This is a genomic window from Ruegeria sp. YKSD163 (assembly GCF_059612905.1).
Genome location: NZ_JBXWRM010000002.1, coordinates 52,002 through 67,519, shown reverse-complemented (window position 1 = coordinate 67,519; position 15,518 = coordinate 52,002). Strand labels below are relative to the sequence as shown.

Here is a 15,518-nt window from a genome sequence, read left to right as displayed (position 1 = left end):
AAACGGCAACGACCCTAGCGTCGTACTGCGCCGCCACGTGCACATACCCCAACCCCCGAAAGCCCGCTCCCCATGGTCTGGAACTTTGTCGTCCAGATTGTCGCCAGCCTTGTGCTGACGGCGATCTCTTATGTGCTGGCGCCGCGGCCGAAGACGGCGCCTCCTAAGGCCGCGGGGCTCGATGCGTTCGACCTGCCGACGGCGGAAGAAGGCCGACCGATCCCGGTGGTGTTCGGCACGGTGCTGCTGCGCGGGCCCAACGTGGTCTGGGCCGGCGATCTGAAGGTCGATCCGATCCGCAAGTCCGGAGGCAAGAAGTGACACGTGTGATTGTCCGGGATCTGCGCGCCGCCCGGCTGTGTTTGCGGGGCGCGCGCGGCTGGTTTGCCCGCCACGGGCTCGACTGGCAGGTCTTCCTGCGCGAGGGCGTGGACGCGGAGGTGCTGGCCGCCACCGGCGATGCGCTTGCGATGCGGGCCATTGCCGAGGCCGAGCGGCGACTGGCGCAGGAGCGGGAGCAGGAGCAGGAGCAGAGCCATGGGTAGTTCCGTGATCGTCGGCTATCGCTATGCGCTGGGGGCGCACCTGGCGCTCTGCCATGGGCCGGTGGATGTGATCCGCGAGATCCGCGTCGATGACCGCACCGCCTGGTCGTTGGCCGATGGCACCGTCTCCGGAAGCGGCGATGGCGTTGGCGCGGTCACCACGCTTCTGGCCAATGCCACTGCCGCGGCCTTTCCGGCGGGTGAGCAAGGCAGTACCGCCGCGCTCAACATCTACGGCGCGAACGGCATTCCCGGCCTCTCCCTCGGACAGGCGCTCGATCTCACGCTGCCGGGCAGTGGCACCACCTACCGGATCGTCCTGCGCGGCATCGCCTTTGACGAGCGCGAACACCTGACCTGGATGCAGGTCGAGCCAAAGACGCTCTCCTTTGCCTTCCAGGCCGTGAGCCTCACCACCGTGCCCGGAAGCGGAGCGTCTGGGGACGAGGGAGACATTCCCGTGCCGGGCACCCGCATCCGCATCGACAAGCCCGAGCTCTTCGGCGGCGAGAGCCGTGAAGGCGGCATCGTCGGCGATATCGACATCCTGATGGGGGCGCCCGATCAGGGCCCCAACAGCTACCTCGCCGCCCGGGCCGGAACAGAGGTGCCCGGGTTCCGTGGACTCTGCAGCCTCGTGCTGCGCCAGGTCTACATGGGGCTCAACCCCTATCTGAAGCCCTGGGCCGTCCGGGTCACCCGGATCCTCACCGCCGAGGATGGCGCGGCGCAATGGTATCCGGAGACGGCCGAGATCGGTGCGGTGGAACCCGAGAGCGATCCGGCTTCCGACCCGGGCCCGGACATGAACCCGGCCCATATCATCCGGGAATGCCTCACCAACCGGACCTGGGGGCTTGGCTACGGGGCGGCGGATTTCGGCCCCAGCTTTGCGGCTGCCGCAGACCAGCTCCTTGCCGAGGGCCTTGGCCTCTCCCTCCTCTGGCAGAGCGATGCCAGTCTCGAGGAATTCCTCGGAGACATCCTGCATCACATCGACGCCCAGCTCTATGTCGACCGCCGCACCGGCCGCTGGGAGCTGAAGCTCATCCGTGACGATTACGACCCCGAGACCGTGCCGGTCTTCGATGCCACCAACGTGGTGGACTGGGGCGAGCTGGGCCGGCGCGAAGCGGTGGACCTCGTCAACAGTCTCACCGTCACCTTCTCCGACCTGCGCACCAACCAGCTCGGATCGGTCAGTGTCACCGACACCGCCCGGGTGCAGCTGATGGGACAGGTGATCTCCACCACGGTCGACTATCCCGGTATCCGGCGCGAGGACCTCGCCGTGCGCCTGGCCGAACGCGACCTGCGGGCCCTTTCGGCACCGCTCCTCTCCGGCGAGATCACCGTGAACCGGCAGGGCGCCGATCTCGACCCCGGGGATGTCATCCGGCTCGTCAATCCCCGGAGGGGTCTCGAGGGCGCGCTGCTGCGCGTGGTCGAGATCGATCACGGCGACGGGCGCGACAACCGGGTTCGCCTCAGGCTCGTGGAAGATGCCTTTGCCCTGGGTACAACCGCCCTTGTCGGTGGTGAGGTGGTATCTCCGCCCACATCCTTACTGTCTGCCCCAAAACCGCTGTCGCGCCGGCTGGTACGGGAATCCCCGTATTGGCTGCTGGTGCAGGAGATGGGACATGCGCAGGCCGACGCGGAACTTGCCGCCGATCCTGACGCCGGCCTCCTGATGGCCGTGGGCGAGCGCCCCTCTGCCGATGCGCTCGACGCGCTGGTCTGGGTCGATACCGGACCCGGCTATGCCAGTGACGGCACCACCAGCTTTGCACCAACCGCGATCCTCGATGCCGATCTCGGCGATGATCCCGAGGAGGTCTTGCTGCCCCTGCGGGACTGGACCGGTCTCTCGGGTCTCGCCACAGGCACGCTGGCCGCCATCGGCGACGAGTTCGTCCGGGTCGATGGCCTCTCGGCCAATTCGATCACCGTCGGCCGCGGCTGTCTCGACACCGTGCCGCTGGCCCATACAGCCGGCACCCCGGTGATCTTCTGGCAGGGACATGCGGAGACGACATCCGGTCGTTATGTTGCCGGCGAGAGCCTTCCGGTCCGGATCCTGCCGCGCACCGGGCTTGGCACCCTGACGCTGGCGCAGGCGCCCACCGATCTCGTGACATTTGCCGCCCGCGCGATCCGTCCCCTGCCGCCGGGCAATCTCCGGGGCGATGGAGGCTTCGTATCCCCTTTGGCCAGTCCCGAGGCCATGCTGACCTGGGCGCACCGGGACCGGCTCTCCCAGACCAGTTCCGTCTTCGACAGCTACCTTGCCAGTGATATCGGCCCGGAACCCGGGGTGACCTACCAGGTCCGCATTCACTGGGTCGATCCCGACACCGGCGAGACCCTGGAACCGGCGGCCGCGGTGATCGAGGCCGGCACCGCCACCAGCTGGACGCTGGCCGAGGCGGATTATCCCGAACCCCCGCCCGGCGTCGAACAGGCGGCCCTGCGGGTGCGCGCCGTCCGGGGGTCTCACGAGGACCGGGCCTTCCGCGCCTATCGCGTGACCCTCGGCGGAAAGGTTCAGGTCTCGGCGCAGGATTTGGTGCTGCTCTGTTTCGGCACCGGCATCGACGTAGTTGCACAGGATCTGATCCTGACCTGCGCCGGGCCGGGCCTCGACATTATCGAGCAGCACCTGGTGCTCGATCTCCGGCCGCCCGGTCTGGGCGTGATCCAGCAGGAGCTGATCCTCGAACTCACCCCCTGATCTCCAACCACGGGACTTCATCATGACCGATTACCTGATCACCAACAGCGCATCCCTGCTGGGTGGCGTCGAGGACGCCTCCGTACCGGGGAGTTACAACCCGGTGTTTGCCTCCCATGCGCTGCGCTTCGAGGCCGAACAGGCGGCCAGCCTCTCGCTGCCCGGTGTGACCGACATCTGGATCCGGGCCGATTGCTATTACGATGACTTCAACCGCACCACCTCGGGGGATGGGTTCTTTGCCTCCATAGGCCTGCCCACGGTCGATATCGCCCGGATCGATCTTAACAACGGGGCGATGACCTTCGATTATGCCACGCTCAGCAACTCTGCACCCAGCCTGACTGGTGCGCCGGTCACAGGCTTTCCCGATGCCACGCTCTTCACCTTCGACATCCATATCGAGACCGGCGCTGCCGTGGCCGGCAATGTCGATGACTACAGGGTCACGGCTTATGTCGATCTGAGCCAGGTCGGGCAGGTTCTCGGCAAGGCGGACAAGGTCAATGGCGCAGGGGCGGTGCGGTTCGACTTCGGCGGCACCAATTTCCTCGACGGCAATGGCCGGTTCTTTCTCTCCAATGTGCTCGTCTCCGACCAGGACACCCGCGGCCGGCGCTTCCGCATCCTGCGGCCCACCGGGCCGGGGGCGCTCGCCACTGCCGTGGGCGGGCATGCCGAACTGGGCGATGGCGATCCCGCCACCTTTGCCTATGCCCGGGCGGCCGGGGATGCGGTGACCTCCACCCTCACGCCCGGGGCCACCCCGCCCGGTACCATCGGCCGGGTGATCCTGGCAAGCCACGCCCGCAATGCCTCGACCAACCCCAATCCGGGCCAGGTCATCAACCGCCTGCGCATCGCTGGCACCAACCATGATGCCGCCGGACAGGCCCCGGCCGGGGCGTCGCTCGAGGCCCTCACGTCCGAATGGGCGGTCAACCCTGATACCGGCCTGCCCTGGACCTGGGCCGATCTTGCGGGGCTCGAGATCGGCTTTGCCGGTGGCAGCTGAGCCGGGTCAAACAACTGAACCATCAGACAAGAGGAACACTGCCCATGTCGCCGCCCCTGCGTGAGACCGGCAACCTGCGCATTCCCGAGGCCGAGTTCCAGGCCATGCTGGCGCGCGCCGCGGAAGAAGGCGCCAGGCGTGCCCTGGCTGATGTCGGGCTCGAGGGCGAGACCGCCGCGCTCGACATTCGGGATCTGCGCTCTTTGCTCGACTGCATCCGCTTCGTGCGCCGCACCGCCGTGCAGACCACCGTGCATCTCATCACCACCGGTCTCATCCTCGCCCTGCTGGCCGGCACCGTGATCAAGCTCCGGCTCTTTGGCGGCGAGCCGTAGGGCGGGCGGTGATCCGCAGGGTACGCTTCCGGCACTCCCGACATTCCGAACCAACCCCCACGTATCCGCCGCCCTCCGAGGCGGCGTTTCTGTTTCTGGAGACACCCCAATGACCACGACATTTTATGCCCACTGGCGCGATGTGCCGGAGGCCGCCTGGCGCTGGCCAAACTTCTCGCCTGCGGAAATCGCCTGCCGTGGGACGGGCAAGCTGCTGATCAACGAGGTCGCGCTCGACAGGCTGCAGGCGCTGCGGGACCGGCTGGGCAAGCCACTTATCGTACGCTCGGCCTATCGCAGCCCGGAGCACAACCGCGCCGTTGGTGGCGCGATGCGTTCCAAGCACATGGACGGTGCGGCCTTCGATATCGCCATGTCGAACCATGACCCGGTCGTGTTCGAGGCGGCGGCACGCGCAGTCGGGTTCCTTGGGTTCGGCTTCTATCCGCGCTCGGGGTTCATCCATGTCGATCTCGGGCCGGCACGGCAGTGGGGAGAGCGGTTTCCGGTCCGGGAGACGGCGTTTGCCGCCGAGACCCCGCTGGCGCGGGAGAGCCTCGCACAGAGCCGGACCATGAAGGGGGGTGGCGCGGCGGGTGTGGCGACGCTGGGTGCAGCAGTTGTCGAGGTGGCGCAAGAGATTCTGGCCGAGACGCAGGACGCCATTCTGCCTCTGGTCCCCTATCTCGATGCGCTCCGCTGGGTGTTCATCGCCGTGGCGCTCGGCGGAATCGCGGTCACGATCTATGCCCGGCTCGATGATTGGCGTAGGGGGCGGCGGTGATTGGTCGGGTCATTGCGTGGATCGCGGGGAGCGCGGCGGGGCGCTGAGTGCTGCGCTATGGCGTCACCGCGCTGGCGATCCTGATGTTCCTGCTGGCGCTGCGTCGATCGGGCGAGCGAGCCGGGCGTCTGGCGGAAAAGCTTGAGACTTTGGAGAAGGCAAATGATGTCAAGCGACGGATGCTCGCGGCAGCGGCGCGTCGGCCTCGGTCTCGTGATTAGCTTGCTCAGCGGTTGCGTGGCGGGCGGTTTTGATAGCGGTGGGTTCGGGGCTTGTCCGCCGGTTGTCGAATACAGCCGGGAGCAACAGGCGCGGGCGATCGAGGAACTGGACCGGCTGCTGGAAGGGGCGGTGATCGTGGAGATGATGGCAGACTATGCGGTGATGCGGGAGTAGGCGCGGGGGTGCCAGCAAGACCGACAACAGCCTTTGGTCACTGCCCTGCAGCAGAAAGGATTGAACAACAGGGCTGAGAACTCGCTCCTGCCATTCCGACGACGAGAGCGGGCAATCCAACGCTTTCGACGCATGCGAAATTTGCAGAAATTTGCTTCCGTCCACGCCTCGGTGTTCAACCATTTCAATTCGGAGCGCAACCTCACCAGCCGACAGAATTTCAAGTTGAACCGAGCTGCCGCTCTGGCCGAGTGGCGTCAGCTTTGCGCCGCCTAAGTTTCTGCGGTTCGTGGGAAACTGAGACCAGTTAGAATCTGTCTGATGGTGTGGACGGCTCCACCCCGACGGCATCGCATTGTGCCAAGTTGGTACTGTGTGACAGCCAACAAAGGAAGGAGCCGACCACATGGAGATTACAACACTCGGGATTGATCTGGCCAAGTCCGTCTTTCAGCTTCATGGCGTTGACGAGGCTGGCGCTGTTGTCTTGCAGAGGAAGGTGCGAAGGGCCGCTCTGCTTGATGTCCTCGGCCGACTGAAGCCCTGCCTGATCGGCATGGAATCCTGCCCGACCTCTCATTTCTGGGCGCGGGAGATTGCGGCGCTTGGGCATGACGTGCGGCTGATCCCGCCGGCCTATGTGAAGCCTTACGTTAAGCGGCAAAAGAACGATGCGGCGGATGCCGAGCGTGCCCTGCGCCCGATCGGCATCGGCCGGAAGAACTGGCTCTTTGCAGGCGCCAACACCGGCGGCGAAACGCTGGCCCGCGTCATGACGATCATCGAGACGGCAAAGCTGAACGGCCTCGATCCTTAGGCATATCTCGCCGACGTGCTCGACCGCATCAACGATCGTAAGATCAACCGACTCGAAGAGCTCTTGCCGTGGAATTGGGCGCCGATCGGCGACACTCAGGCTGAAGCCGCCTGATCAACCGCGGCCTCAACCGGGCGGTTACGTTCGGTCCACTGTTCGCAGCCGAGATCCGAAAGCGCCGAATTGCAAGCATGAAATCCAGCCGATGGCGCTGGCATCTGGACGAGATGTTCGTGAAGATCAACGGCGAGAAACACTATCTTTGGCGGGCCGTAGACCACAAAGGTGAGGTTCTCGAAAGCTTCGTGACGAAGAGACGGGACAAGAAGGCCGCCTTGAAATTCTTAAATGAAGCAATGCGTAAACATGGCTGCCCGGAAGAATTTGTCACGGATTGTCCGTCGTCGAATGATTTGGAACAGGCGGCCTGATTTTGGTCTGGAGGGCTCTGGCTCTTTTGGTTGACGTTATGCCGCTTGGCGCTGATGGATCAAGCGCCGGTTTTGGATGGTCTGTGTTTTGATCTTCTCCCTTTCTGCCAGGATTGCCGGGCCGCGCCCAAAGTCGACGTCGGCGGGTGTCAGATTGCCGAGGCTTTCGTGATATCGGCGATGGTTGTAGTGCTCGATGAAGGCGTTGATGGCCGCCTCAAGTTCACCCTCCAGATAGTAGTTTTCGAGCAGGATGCGGTTCTTGAGGGTCTGGTGCCAGCGCTCGATTTTGCCTTGCGTCTGAGGGTGGTTGGGCGTGCCTCGCACATGATCCATGCCATTCTTCTCGAGGTATTCGGCGAGATCCCCCGCGATGTAACAGGGTCCGTTGTCGCTGAGCAGCCGGGGCTTGTGCAGTACGGTGACGCTGTCACAGCCTGATGCGGCCAAGGCAATGTCGAGCGTCGCGCTGACATCATCTGCCGCCATGCTGGTGCAGAGTTTCCAGCCCACGATGTAGCGCGAGAAGTCATCCAACACGGTAGACAGATAACGGGCCTCTCCCAAGCCGTTGAAAGCCATGCTATGTCGCCGGTGCGATTGCCCGGGCACGTCTTGGATGATATCTCCCACGACAAGCCACGAGGGGCTGCGCGCACTTGTTTTGCCAAGGCGGGTGCAGCTTCCGATCGCTTGGAGAGAAACATCGAGGTCGGGCCAGTGACAGGACAGAACGAGAAGCGCGGACGAGATGCCGGCGTGGTCCAGCCTCGGTTCTATCTTACTCGGCGTGCGGTGATGGGATTTCTGCTGGCGGGAACGGCAGGCGCATGTTCGGCCCCGAGACATCTGATCGCTGTCGGGCCTGATATGCGGGGCGCAGGACCGGACGCATCGCTCCGTACGCACAGGATCTTCATCGCAACGACACGAGCGCAGTCATCGGAGCCGGGCGTGTTCTTCTCGGGGCAGCGCAGCGAGACGCTGAGCTTCGCGACCGTGGATGTCCAGATCCCGCCGAACCATGTCGTCGGGCAAGTGGAACGGCCGCGCAGCCTGCCACTCGATCCCGACAGGCACTTCGTCATATCGAACCCGCAGACCTTCGACGGAAAGGGCCTGCTCTCGGAGGCCGAGGCGGTCGTCAGGACAAGGCCGCGCGGCGAACGCAAGCTGTTGATCTGGGTGCATGGGTTCAACTCGACCTTGACCGATGCCGCCCTGCTTCTCGCACAATTCGTCGAGGATACGGGATATGATGGTGTTCCGTTGCTGTTCTCATGGGCCTCCGACGGGCGCCTCACCAGCTATGTCTACGACATCAACAGTGCCCTGATCGCCCGCGATGCAATTTTTGAGGTTGCAAGCGAACTGGGTCGGTCTTTATTCGACACCGTAGATGTCGTCGCCCATTCCATGGGCAACTTTCTCGCCATGGAAGCGATCCGGGCCGGCGGTCAACAAGATCTCTTCGATTCAACAGGGAAGCTCGCGAATGTCATCCTCGCGGCACCTGATATCGACTACGAATTGTTCGCCGCACAGGTGCGTTCCATACCGCCAGAGAAGCGCCGTTTCTTCGTTCTCATATCCGATGATGACCAGGCACTTCGCCTGTCGAAATTTCTCGCGCGCCGCCCAAGGGTCGGCAATATCGACGCGGATCGCCTGACCCGTCTTGGCGTAAACGTCATCGACCTCAGCCAGGTGAAGGATACAAGCTCGATCCATCACACCAAATTCACCGATGCGCCCGAAGTCGTACAACTGATCGGCACGCGTATCTTGGCCGGGGACAGATATGCCGCCAGCAACCCTACATTGATCGGCCAAGCGCTTGTCGTCGGAGTCGGTGGCGCCCTCGAGATCATCGAGTGAGCCGGCGTCCCAGAAAGCGCGATCGGGGATCGGAAGCTTTGGATGCTACCGCAGCCAGACTGACGCGGCTCGCCCCGATCCACCGGCAAGCGGTTTGTTGACTTTGATCTTCAAGAAAGCCATCGCTCGTAAAGACCGAACTTGGAGCGAGGTATTGTATACGTTGCGTCGCCCCCCCAATGAATGGAGGCGTCCTTTTGGCTGACCCCACCTTGGCACCCCTGACGGGCGAAACTCTCCTGAAAGTGGCATTGCCCATCGTCCTGCTCGTGATCTGGGCCCTCGCCATCCGCTTGCGGATGCTGCGTAGAATCCTGGGGAAGTATCCCTTCACGAGTGCGATCATCGAGATTGCGCTGGTCTTAGCGGGCGGCTGGAGCCTTGGAACAGCAGCCGAACTCCTGCGCGACAGCCTCTTGTCGGATCAAACGCTGGCCCGACCGGGGCTGTTGGTCAGGCTGGTCATGTACCTTGCCGTTTCTTTCAGCGTCGCGAGGCTTTTAGAGGCGGCGGCCGTCTCACGAGAGCGCCATGGGCGCGGCGAGAGCCTCACCCGGCTTTCCCGCACCTTTCTGTATGGGGTCTGTCTCCTTGCAGGCCTGCTCGTCTTCTTTGCCGCGAACGATTTTCCTCGGCTGACGGTGGCCACTGGCGGGTTTGCCGCGGTCCTCGCTTTCGCGCTGCGGCAAATGCTTACGGACGTCGTTGCAGGGGTGGCACTCGGCATCGAGCGCACTTTCCGACTCCGCGATTGGGTGATGCTGGAGGACGGTACCGTCGCTCAGGTTGTCGACATGGATTGGCGGGCAACGCATCTTCGGGGCTGGGACCGTGCGATCTTCCTAGTTCCGAATGCGCAACTGGCGGGTCAGCGTCTGCGGATTCTTCCAAAGCCTGGCGAGCTCTACGCGGACACGTTTACAATCATCGTTTCGGGTGACGAGAACCCGGAGCGCGTGAAGTCCCTTCTGGGGGAGGCGGCATGCCGATGCGACGCACTCCTGTCACGCCCGGCACCGGTGATCCGGCTGGCCGACGCTTCGTCACTCCCCTACCGCTATTCGCTTTGGGTGCACTTTGACGGCTACATGGCGAGCTTTGCCGGGCGCGAAGAGCTTTTTTTCAACATCCACAAGGTCTTAAGCGGCGCAGGCTTGCAGGTGACGGCCGAGGTTCAGGATATAAGGTTCGAACGGAAGCACTCTGCCAGTCGACTGTAAAGCGACGGCGCCCCTGGTTGCTACTGTGACCGCCGCATTTTCTTCCACCTGATGTCAGAGGCCGGGCGAAAGAGAGGACCGGGCGATAAAACGCCCTGACGGTCATGATCGGCACCGTCACCGCGTTTGGGACACTCCACTACGGTTCGCTGCCGGTGTTGGATCCGCATCACTAATCTGCGACCCGGGCAATAAGGTCTGCATGTCTGCAGCAGACTCGGCCCGAAAACCTGTGGGCGTCTTGCCGGTCCATCGCCTGAATGCCCTGTCGAAGGCGGCCGGGCCGGAGAGGCCTACCTGAAGGGCGATTTGCGAGATGGGTAGCGTTGTGTGCGAGAGGAGGTCTTCGCTGACGCTCTGGCGCACGTCGTCTTTCATCTGGCTGAAGGAGGTGCCCTCTGCCTGCAAGATGCGCTGTACACGACGAGGATGCAAGCCACAGAGCGCGGCAAATCCATCAAGAGATGGATCGTGGTGCGCGATGTTATCCGCAAGCATGCTGCGAAGATAGCAAAGGGTTGATTCGCCGGCATTGGTGCCGTCGGCCGCGAATTCCCCTCGTGGCGCTTCCACAGGGTCCCAGTCCAGCGAGAATAGAGCCCAAAGCCATTGCGGCGGAAATGAAATCCTCAAGCCGTCGATCTGGGATGTGATAAGCGCCTGTTTCGGCAGAAACCCCGGCGGAAGACCTGCGGTGCTCGGCACAGTGACGAGGATGTCATTGGGGTTGAAAGTGTCACCGATACCCAGCCTGATCACGGTCACGTAGAAGGCGACGCTGACAACATCCACTTGACTTGATGGCTTCGACACCCTGATCGTGCGCTGAACCTCCAAGCTTGCAACGTCGGGTGAAACGAATAAGGAATACTTTACATTGTCGACTTGCTTCGAAACTTCCACCACCACTTGGGAGAGGAAATCTCCCAAGGTGCGAGCCTGGCGCGCCGCGTCCCGGAGCCCGGGCGTCCCCTTCCGGGCGGTTTCGATGGCCACCGTTGCGCAAAAATGTGGGTCGCCGAGCGTTTCGGCCATGTCCTCCATGGCCGCATAAAGGGCGGCCGCCTCAATCAGCATTGCGGGATCGGTCAGCGCGCAGAGCGGAATCCTGTTGCGGGCAAGCAAAGCTTCGATATCGCCGCCCCGCAAGGTGAATGCCTTGGCGAGCGGGAACAACATCAACACTGCCCGGGTGAACTTCGGTGTAGATGGTTTGCTCATCCGGACCCTTTGTCTCATCTTTCAACGGATTACCCCACGCGACTGGATTGTGCCACCGCTGGCATGAGATGCAAAGACCTGACCTCGCGGGCAGTGTAGCTTTCAGGCTAGTCACGAACAGATTCTGGCGTCACGTGCTCGGCGCCCGTGACCTCCGTCAGCCCAGGAGCCTGTCAATGCTACGAACAAGGACTTTGGGAGCCGCCACGATGGTGGCTCTGCTGTTGTCGACTACGGCCGTGCTGGCGAATGACATCGTCATAGCGGGCGGTCGCGTCATCGACCCTGAAACCGGTCTCGATGCCATTCGCAACGTCGGCATCGAGGGCGACAGGATCGTGGCGATCAGTGAATTTCCGCTGGCGGGTGATGTGGTGATCGACGCCACCGGCCACGTCGTATCTCCGGGCTTCATCGATCTGCATTCCCATGGCCAGAACATCGGCGACTACCGGATGCAGGTCATCGAGGGCGTCACCACGGCGCTGGAGCTTGAATCCGGCATTGTGCCGGTCAGCGACTGGTATGAGGATCAGGCCACGAAGAAACTGCCGATGAACTATGGCGCGTCCGCAGGCTGGACCCACAGCCGGATTGCGACCTTCAGCGATACCGATCCCTTGGCCACGGCGGCGTTTTTCACGGATGCGCAGGGCCGCACCGACTGGAAGCAGGACATCGCCAGCCCGGAACAATCCGTGCGCATCATGTCTCTGCTCGAACAGGGCCTGAAGGACGGTGCGCTCGGTATCGGCGTCAACTCTGGCTATGCGCCGGGTTTTGGACACAAAGAGTATTACGCGCTGGCCGAACTGGCCAAGAAATACAATGTCCCGACCTATACCCATGTGCGCTATGCCAGCAACACCGAGCCGCAAAGCTCGTTCGAGGCGATCCAGGAGCTGATCAGCCTCGCCGCCATCACCGGCGCGCACATGCATCTGTGCCACATCAATTCGACCTCGCTGTCGGACATCAAGGCCACGATGGCGCTGGTGGAAAAGGCGCAGGCCCAGGGCATCAAGGTCACGACCGAGGCCTATCCTTACGGCGCAGCCAGCACCGTGGTTGGCGCGGCCATGTTCAGCGGCCCGGATTGGCGCGACCGGATGGACTCGACCGCCAACAACTTCCAGCTTGGCGCGGATCGGATGACCGAGGACGAACTGGCTGACTATCAGGCCAACAAGCCCGGCACCTTCATCGTCTGGCATTTCCTGGACGAGGAAGATCCCGCGGCCCTCTCTTTGCTGGACGTTTCGGTGACGAATCCCGCGACAGCGATCGCCTCGGATTCCGTGCTCTGGTCCTATTTCGATGAAAACGGCAACATTCTGCTATACGAAGGCGATGAATGGCCGTTGCCCGACAATGTGTTCAGCCATCCGCGGTCAACCGGCACGTATACCAAGATCCTGCGGTCCTATGTGCGCGAACGCGGGGTATTGTCGCTTTCCGAAGCGATCCGCAAGATGTCGCTGCTGCCCGCGCAGACCCTGGAAGACAGCGTGCCGCAAATGCGCACCAAGGGTCGGCTTCAAGTGGGCATGGACGCTGATATCGTTGTCTTCGATCCCGCCACGGTCTCTGACCTGGCTACCTTCGAGAACGCCAATCGACCGACCGTGGGCGTGCAAACCGTGATCGTGAACGGCGGCTTCTCGGTGCGCGATGGCGAGCTGGTGCTGGACGCTCCCAATGGCAGGGCGATCCGTAATACGGTGGTGAACTGAAACTCTTCCAAACGGATAGAAAGCAACCTGTGGATGAGGAACACTCCATGAAAGCAAAAACAACCATTTTGACAACAACACTTATTGCCGGGCTGCTGACCGTTTCAGCGGCCTTCGCGCAAGACTATGATCTGGTTGTCAACAACGGCCGGGTCATCGACCCGGAAACGCTGTTCGACGACATCGCCAATGTCGGCGTGAAGGACGGGCGCATCGTTGCGATCAGCAAGGACCCGCTGACGGGTGCCGAGACCATTGATGCGACCGGCCATATCGTGGCGCCGGGCTTCATCGACACGCATTTCCACTTTCAGATGCCGATCGGATATTCCCTCGGGTTGCGCGACGGGTTGACCAGCAGCATGGATTTCGAGATGGGCTGTGCGGGATCCTATGTCGCCGCCTGGTATGAGGCGCGTGCGGGTGTGACCCAGGCCAACTATGGCTGCGCGGTCAGCCACGAATTCGCCCGGGCGATGGTGCTCGACGGGTCAGACGGCGCCGAGTACCTGATAAACGGTCCCGTAGCCTCTTACACAACTCGGGCGAAAACAGGCTGGAGCGTGACGCGCCCGACCCTGGAACAGGGCAACGCGATTCTCGAAGAGATTGACAAGGGTCTGATGGCGGGCGCACCCGGCATTGGCAGCACCACGGGCTATATGAGAGCGGGCATCTCTTCCCGCGAGTTGTTCGAGGTGCAGAAGGTTGGCGCACGCTATGGCCGCCCGACTGGCTCACATACACGCTATACGCTTGGCAACGACACGACCGAGGTCAACGGCGCGCAGGAACTGATCGCAAACGCAATCGCGCTCGGCGCGCCTGCGATTGTCCTGCACTTCAACAACCCCGGTTGGCGCGTGACACACGAATTGATTTCAGGGTTGCAGGAAAGGGGCTTCAACATCTGGGGGGAAATCTATCCCTATGCTGCAGGCTCCACCACGATCAATGCGGAGTTTCTGGAGCCCCAAAGCTGGGTCGACGATCTGGGCAACCGCTATGAGGAAACCATTCTGGATCCGGTCACGAATGAGTACTATACCCTCGAGACCTACAAGGCGACCATCGCATCCGAACCGACCAGGCCGGTCGTCGTATTCAAGATGCCCGCCGAAGACCAGGCAAAATGGCTGACGCTGAAGGGCGTGACCATGGCCAGCGATGGGGTTGGTGCAAAGCCGTACGACGCCCCGTGGGATTTCCCGATGGACCAGCTGGGCGGCACACACCCCCGAACCGCCGGATCCCGAGGAGCCACGATCCGACTCGGTCGGGAAAACAACATCCCGATGATGCAGCTGATGTCGATCCTCAGCTACAACGCCGCCAAGCATCTGGGCGATACCGGCCTGAAGGCGATGCAGGAACGCGGTCGCATCCAGACCGGGATGGTCGCCGATATCGTGGTCTTTGACCCCGAAACCTTCACGGACAATTCCACCTATGAGCAGGGTGCCATCCCGTCGACGGGCATGAAAGCCGTGATCGTTAACGGTCAGGTTACCGTGCGGGACGATGTGCTGCTTCCTGTCTTCGCCGGTCAGCCGATACAGTTTGAACCCGAAGACAAGCCACGCTTCGTGCCGGTCTCGTTAGAAGCGTGGAATGCCGAATTCTCGACCGGGATGCCCAGTGACTTCACGGGCGCCTTCCCCGCGGACGGTGGCAACTGATCATGACGCATCCAAGCAAAGAGGCGGAAACATGCGGTTTTTGATCTCTGTCTTTGTGGCGGCCTTATTGGCCGCCACTCAAGTCACGGCAGAGCCGGAATCGATCGAGTTTTCCGACCTGGCTGATCCGTTGGCGGTGGCCTTTGACGACCCTTACGCAGCGTTGGGGGTCGAAATGATGAACAAATTGAAACTGTTGGTTCAGTCGGACGAGAAGCTCGCCGGCACTGATCTTGATGCTGAGACCCGCACGCGTCTGGAAGCCCGCCGCACCGCCGCGCGGGAAGTGCTTGAAGCGAACGGTCACGATGTGGAAGCGCTGCTTGAGCAGCGATGGGACGTCGCCAAGAAGCGGCAGATCGCCCGCATTGCCACGAACCCCATTTTCGACGGCGTCGAGGTCTCGATCTCGGGCTATATCATCCCTGCACCGCCAGACGCGGATGGCAGCGGGTTCGGCTATCTGGTGCCGCAGGTCGGAATGTGCAGCCACCTTCCGCCGCCACCGCCGAACCAACTCGTCAGGGTCAGACTACGCGCGGATCAACAGGTCGGGTCGCTGTATCTGCCGGTTCGGGTGTCGGGGCTGCTGCGCGTCGAGCCAAGCGATGATACTATTTTCATCCTCGACGGCGAGTCGCGCATGCTGAGCGGCTGGACCTTGGAGGCTGAATTCGTCGAGTTGCCGGAGCGATGAGATGGGAATGGCCCGGCCCTTTTTCTTTGGAAT

Annotated in this window: 16 protein-coding genes and 3 pseudogenes; 17 read left to right on the top strand and 2 right to left on the bottom strand. The window is 62.6% G+C overall.

What is annotated here, in order from left to right:
* Nucleotides 1–72: 72 nt before the first annotated feature.
* From AC2FNA_RS03105 to AC2FNA_RS03050, 12 genes and pseudogenes are all read left to right on the top strand, one after another.
* Nucleotides 73–321: a hypothetical protein gene (locus AC2FNA_RS03105; protein WP_164128633.1), complete on the top strand. Its 249-nt coding sequence runs from the start codon at nucleotides 73–75 to the stop codon at nucleotides 319–321.
* Nucleotides 318–545: a hypothetical protein gene (locus AC2FNA_RS03100; RefSeq protein ID WP_496824415.1), complete on the top strand. Its 228-nt coding sequence runs from the start codon at nucleotides 318–320 to the stop codon at nucleotides 543–545. The genes AC2FNA_RS03105 and AC2FNA_RS03100 overlap by 4 nt, the downstream gene beginning before the upstream one ends.
* Nucleotides 538–3,279: a phage tail protein gene (locus AC2FNA_RS03095; protein WP_496824413.1), complete on the top strand. Its 2,742-nt coding sequence runs from the start codon at nucleotides 538–540 to the stop codon at nucleotides 3,277–3,279. Before AC2FNA_RS03100 ends, AC2FNA_RS03095 begins: the two co-directional genes overlap by 8 nt.
* A gap of 22 nt (nucleotides 3,280–3,301) precedes the next feature.
* Entirely contained in the window at nucleotides 3,302–4,294 is a 993-nt protein-coding gene (locus tag AC2FNA_RS03090) for a hypothetical protein (RefSeq protein WP_496824411.1), read from the top strand.
* Nucleotides 4,295–4,338: 44 nt separating this feature from the next.
* Entirely contained in the window at nucleotides 4,339–4,629 is a 291-nt protein-coding gene (locus AC2FNA_RS03085) for a DUF6127 family protein (protein ID WP_164128637.1), read from the top strand.
* A 109-nt stretch (nucleotides 4,630–4,738) separates the two neighbouring features.
* Nucleotides 4,739–5,413 carry a YcbK family protein gene (locus AC2FNA_RS03080; RefSeq protein ID WP_496824408.1) on the top strand — a complete coding sequence of 225 codons (675 nt, stop codon included), beginning with the start codon at nucleotides 4,739–4,741 and terminating at the stop codon, nucleotides 5,411–5,413.
* A 47-nt stretch (nucleotides 5,414–5,460) separates the two neighbouring features.
* Nucleotides 5,461–5,634 (top strand): hypothetical protein, encoded by a 174-nt coding sequence (locus AC2FNA_RS03075; protein ID WP_496824407.1) that lies wholly within the window; start codon nucleotides 5,461–5,463, stop codon nucleotides 5,632–5,634.
* A gap of 16 nt (nucleotides 5,635–5,650) precedes the next feature.
* Nucleotides 5,651–5,809, top strand: coding sequence for a hypothetical protein (locus AC2FNA_RS03070; protein WP_496824406.1), 159 nt, complete (start codon nucleotides 5,651–5,653; stop codon nucleotides 5,807–5,809).
* A gap of 39 nt (nucleotides 5,810–5,848) precedes the next feature.
* Nucleotides 5,849–6,085: pseudogene (locus AC2FNA_RS03065) on the top strand (DDE-type integrase/transposase/recombinase); the annotation flags it as partial.
* A gap of 130 nt (nucleotides 6,086–6,215) precedes the next feature.
* On the top strand, nucleotides 6,216–6,626 hold the full coding sequence (locus AC2FNA_RS03060) for an IS66 family transposase (RefSeq protein ID WP_496824404.1): 411 nt from the start codon (nucleotides 6,216–6,218) through the stop codon (nucleotides 6,624–6,626).
* Nucleotides 6,627–6,635: 9 nt separating this feature from the next.
* Nucleotides 6,636–6,740: pseudogene (locus AC2FNA_RS03055) on the top strand (hypothetical protein); the annotation flags it as partial.
* A gap of 29 nt (nucleotides 6,741–6,769) precedes the next feature.
* Nucleotides 6,770–7,021, top strand: a pseudogene (locus AC2FNA_RS03050) (DDE-type integrase/transposase/recombinase); the annotation flags it as partial.
* Nucleotides 7,022–7,093: 72 nt separating this feature from the next.
* Here AC2FNA_RS03050 and AC2FNA_RS03045 read toward each other — a convergent pair.
* Nucleotides 7,094–7,669 (bottom strand): transposase, encoded by a 576-nt coding sequence (locus tag AC2FNA_RS03045; protein WP_496825038.1) that lies wholly within the window; start codon nucleotides 7,667–7,669, stop codon nucleotides 7,094–7,096.
* A 3-nt stretch (nucleotides 7,670–7,672) separates the two neighbouring features.
* Between AC2FNA_RS03045 and AC2FNA_RS03040 the strand changes: the two genes are divergently transcribed.
* Both AC2FNA_RS03040 and AC2FNA_RS03035 read left to right on the top strand, forming a co-directional pair.
* Complete coding sequence (locus AC2FNA_RS03040) at nucleotides 7,673–8,935, top strand: alpha/beta hydrolase (protein ID WP_496824402.1); 1,263 nt, start codon at nucleotides 7,673–7,675, stop codon at nucleotides 8,933–8,935.
* A 197-nt stretch (nucleotides 8,936–9,132) separates the two neighbouring features.
* Nucleotides 9,133–10,155: a mechanosensitive ion channel family protein gene (locus tag AC2FNA_RS03035; RefSeq protein WP_496824400.1), complete on the top strand. Its 1,023-nt coding sequence runs from the start codon at nucleotides 9,133–9,135 to the stop codon at nucleotides 10,153–10,155.
* 117 nt (nucleotides 10,156–10,272) lie between these two features.
* Here the strand turns inward: AC2FNA_RS03035 and AC2FNA_RS03030 are convergent, their stop codons facing one another.
* On the bottom strand, nucleotides 10,273–11,376 hold the full coding sequence (locus tag AC2FNA_RS03030; protein WP_496824398.1) for an AraC family transcriptional regulator: 1,104 nt from the start codon (nucleotides 11,374–11,376) through the stop codon (nucleotides 10,273–10,275).
* Between the two features lie 176 nt (nucleotides 11,377–11,552).
* Between AC2FNA_RS03030 and AC2FNA_RS03025 the strand changes: the two genes are divergently transcribed.
* From AC2FNA_RS03025 to AC2FNA_RS03015, 3 genes are read left to right on the top strand one after another with little or no spacing between them, the layout of a single operon-like run.
* Nucleotides 11,553–13,109: an amidohydrolase family protein gene (locus tag AC2FNA_RS03025; protein WP_496824397.1), complete on the top strand. Its 1,557-nt coding sequence runs from the start codon at nucleotides 11,553–11,555 to the stop codon at nucleotides 13,107–13,109.
* Nucleotides 13,110–13,138: 29 nt separating this feature from the next.
* Complete coding sequence (locus AC2FNA_RS03020) at nucleotides 13,139–14,788, top strand: amidohydrolase family protein (RefSeq protein ID WP_496824395.1); 1,650 nt, start codon at nucleotides 13,139–13,141, stop codon at nucleotides 14,786–14,788.
* A 31-nt stretch (nucleotides 14,789–14,819) separates the two neighbouring features.
* Complete coding sequence (locus AC2FNA_RS03015; protein ID WP_496824393.1) at nucleotides 14,820–15,485, top strand: DUF3299 domain-containing protein; 666 nt, start codon at nucleotides 14,820–14,822, stop codon at nucleotides 15,483–15,485.
* Nucleotides 15,486–15,518 lie beyond the last annotated feature (33 nt).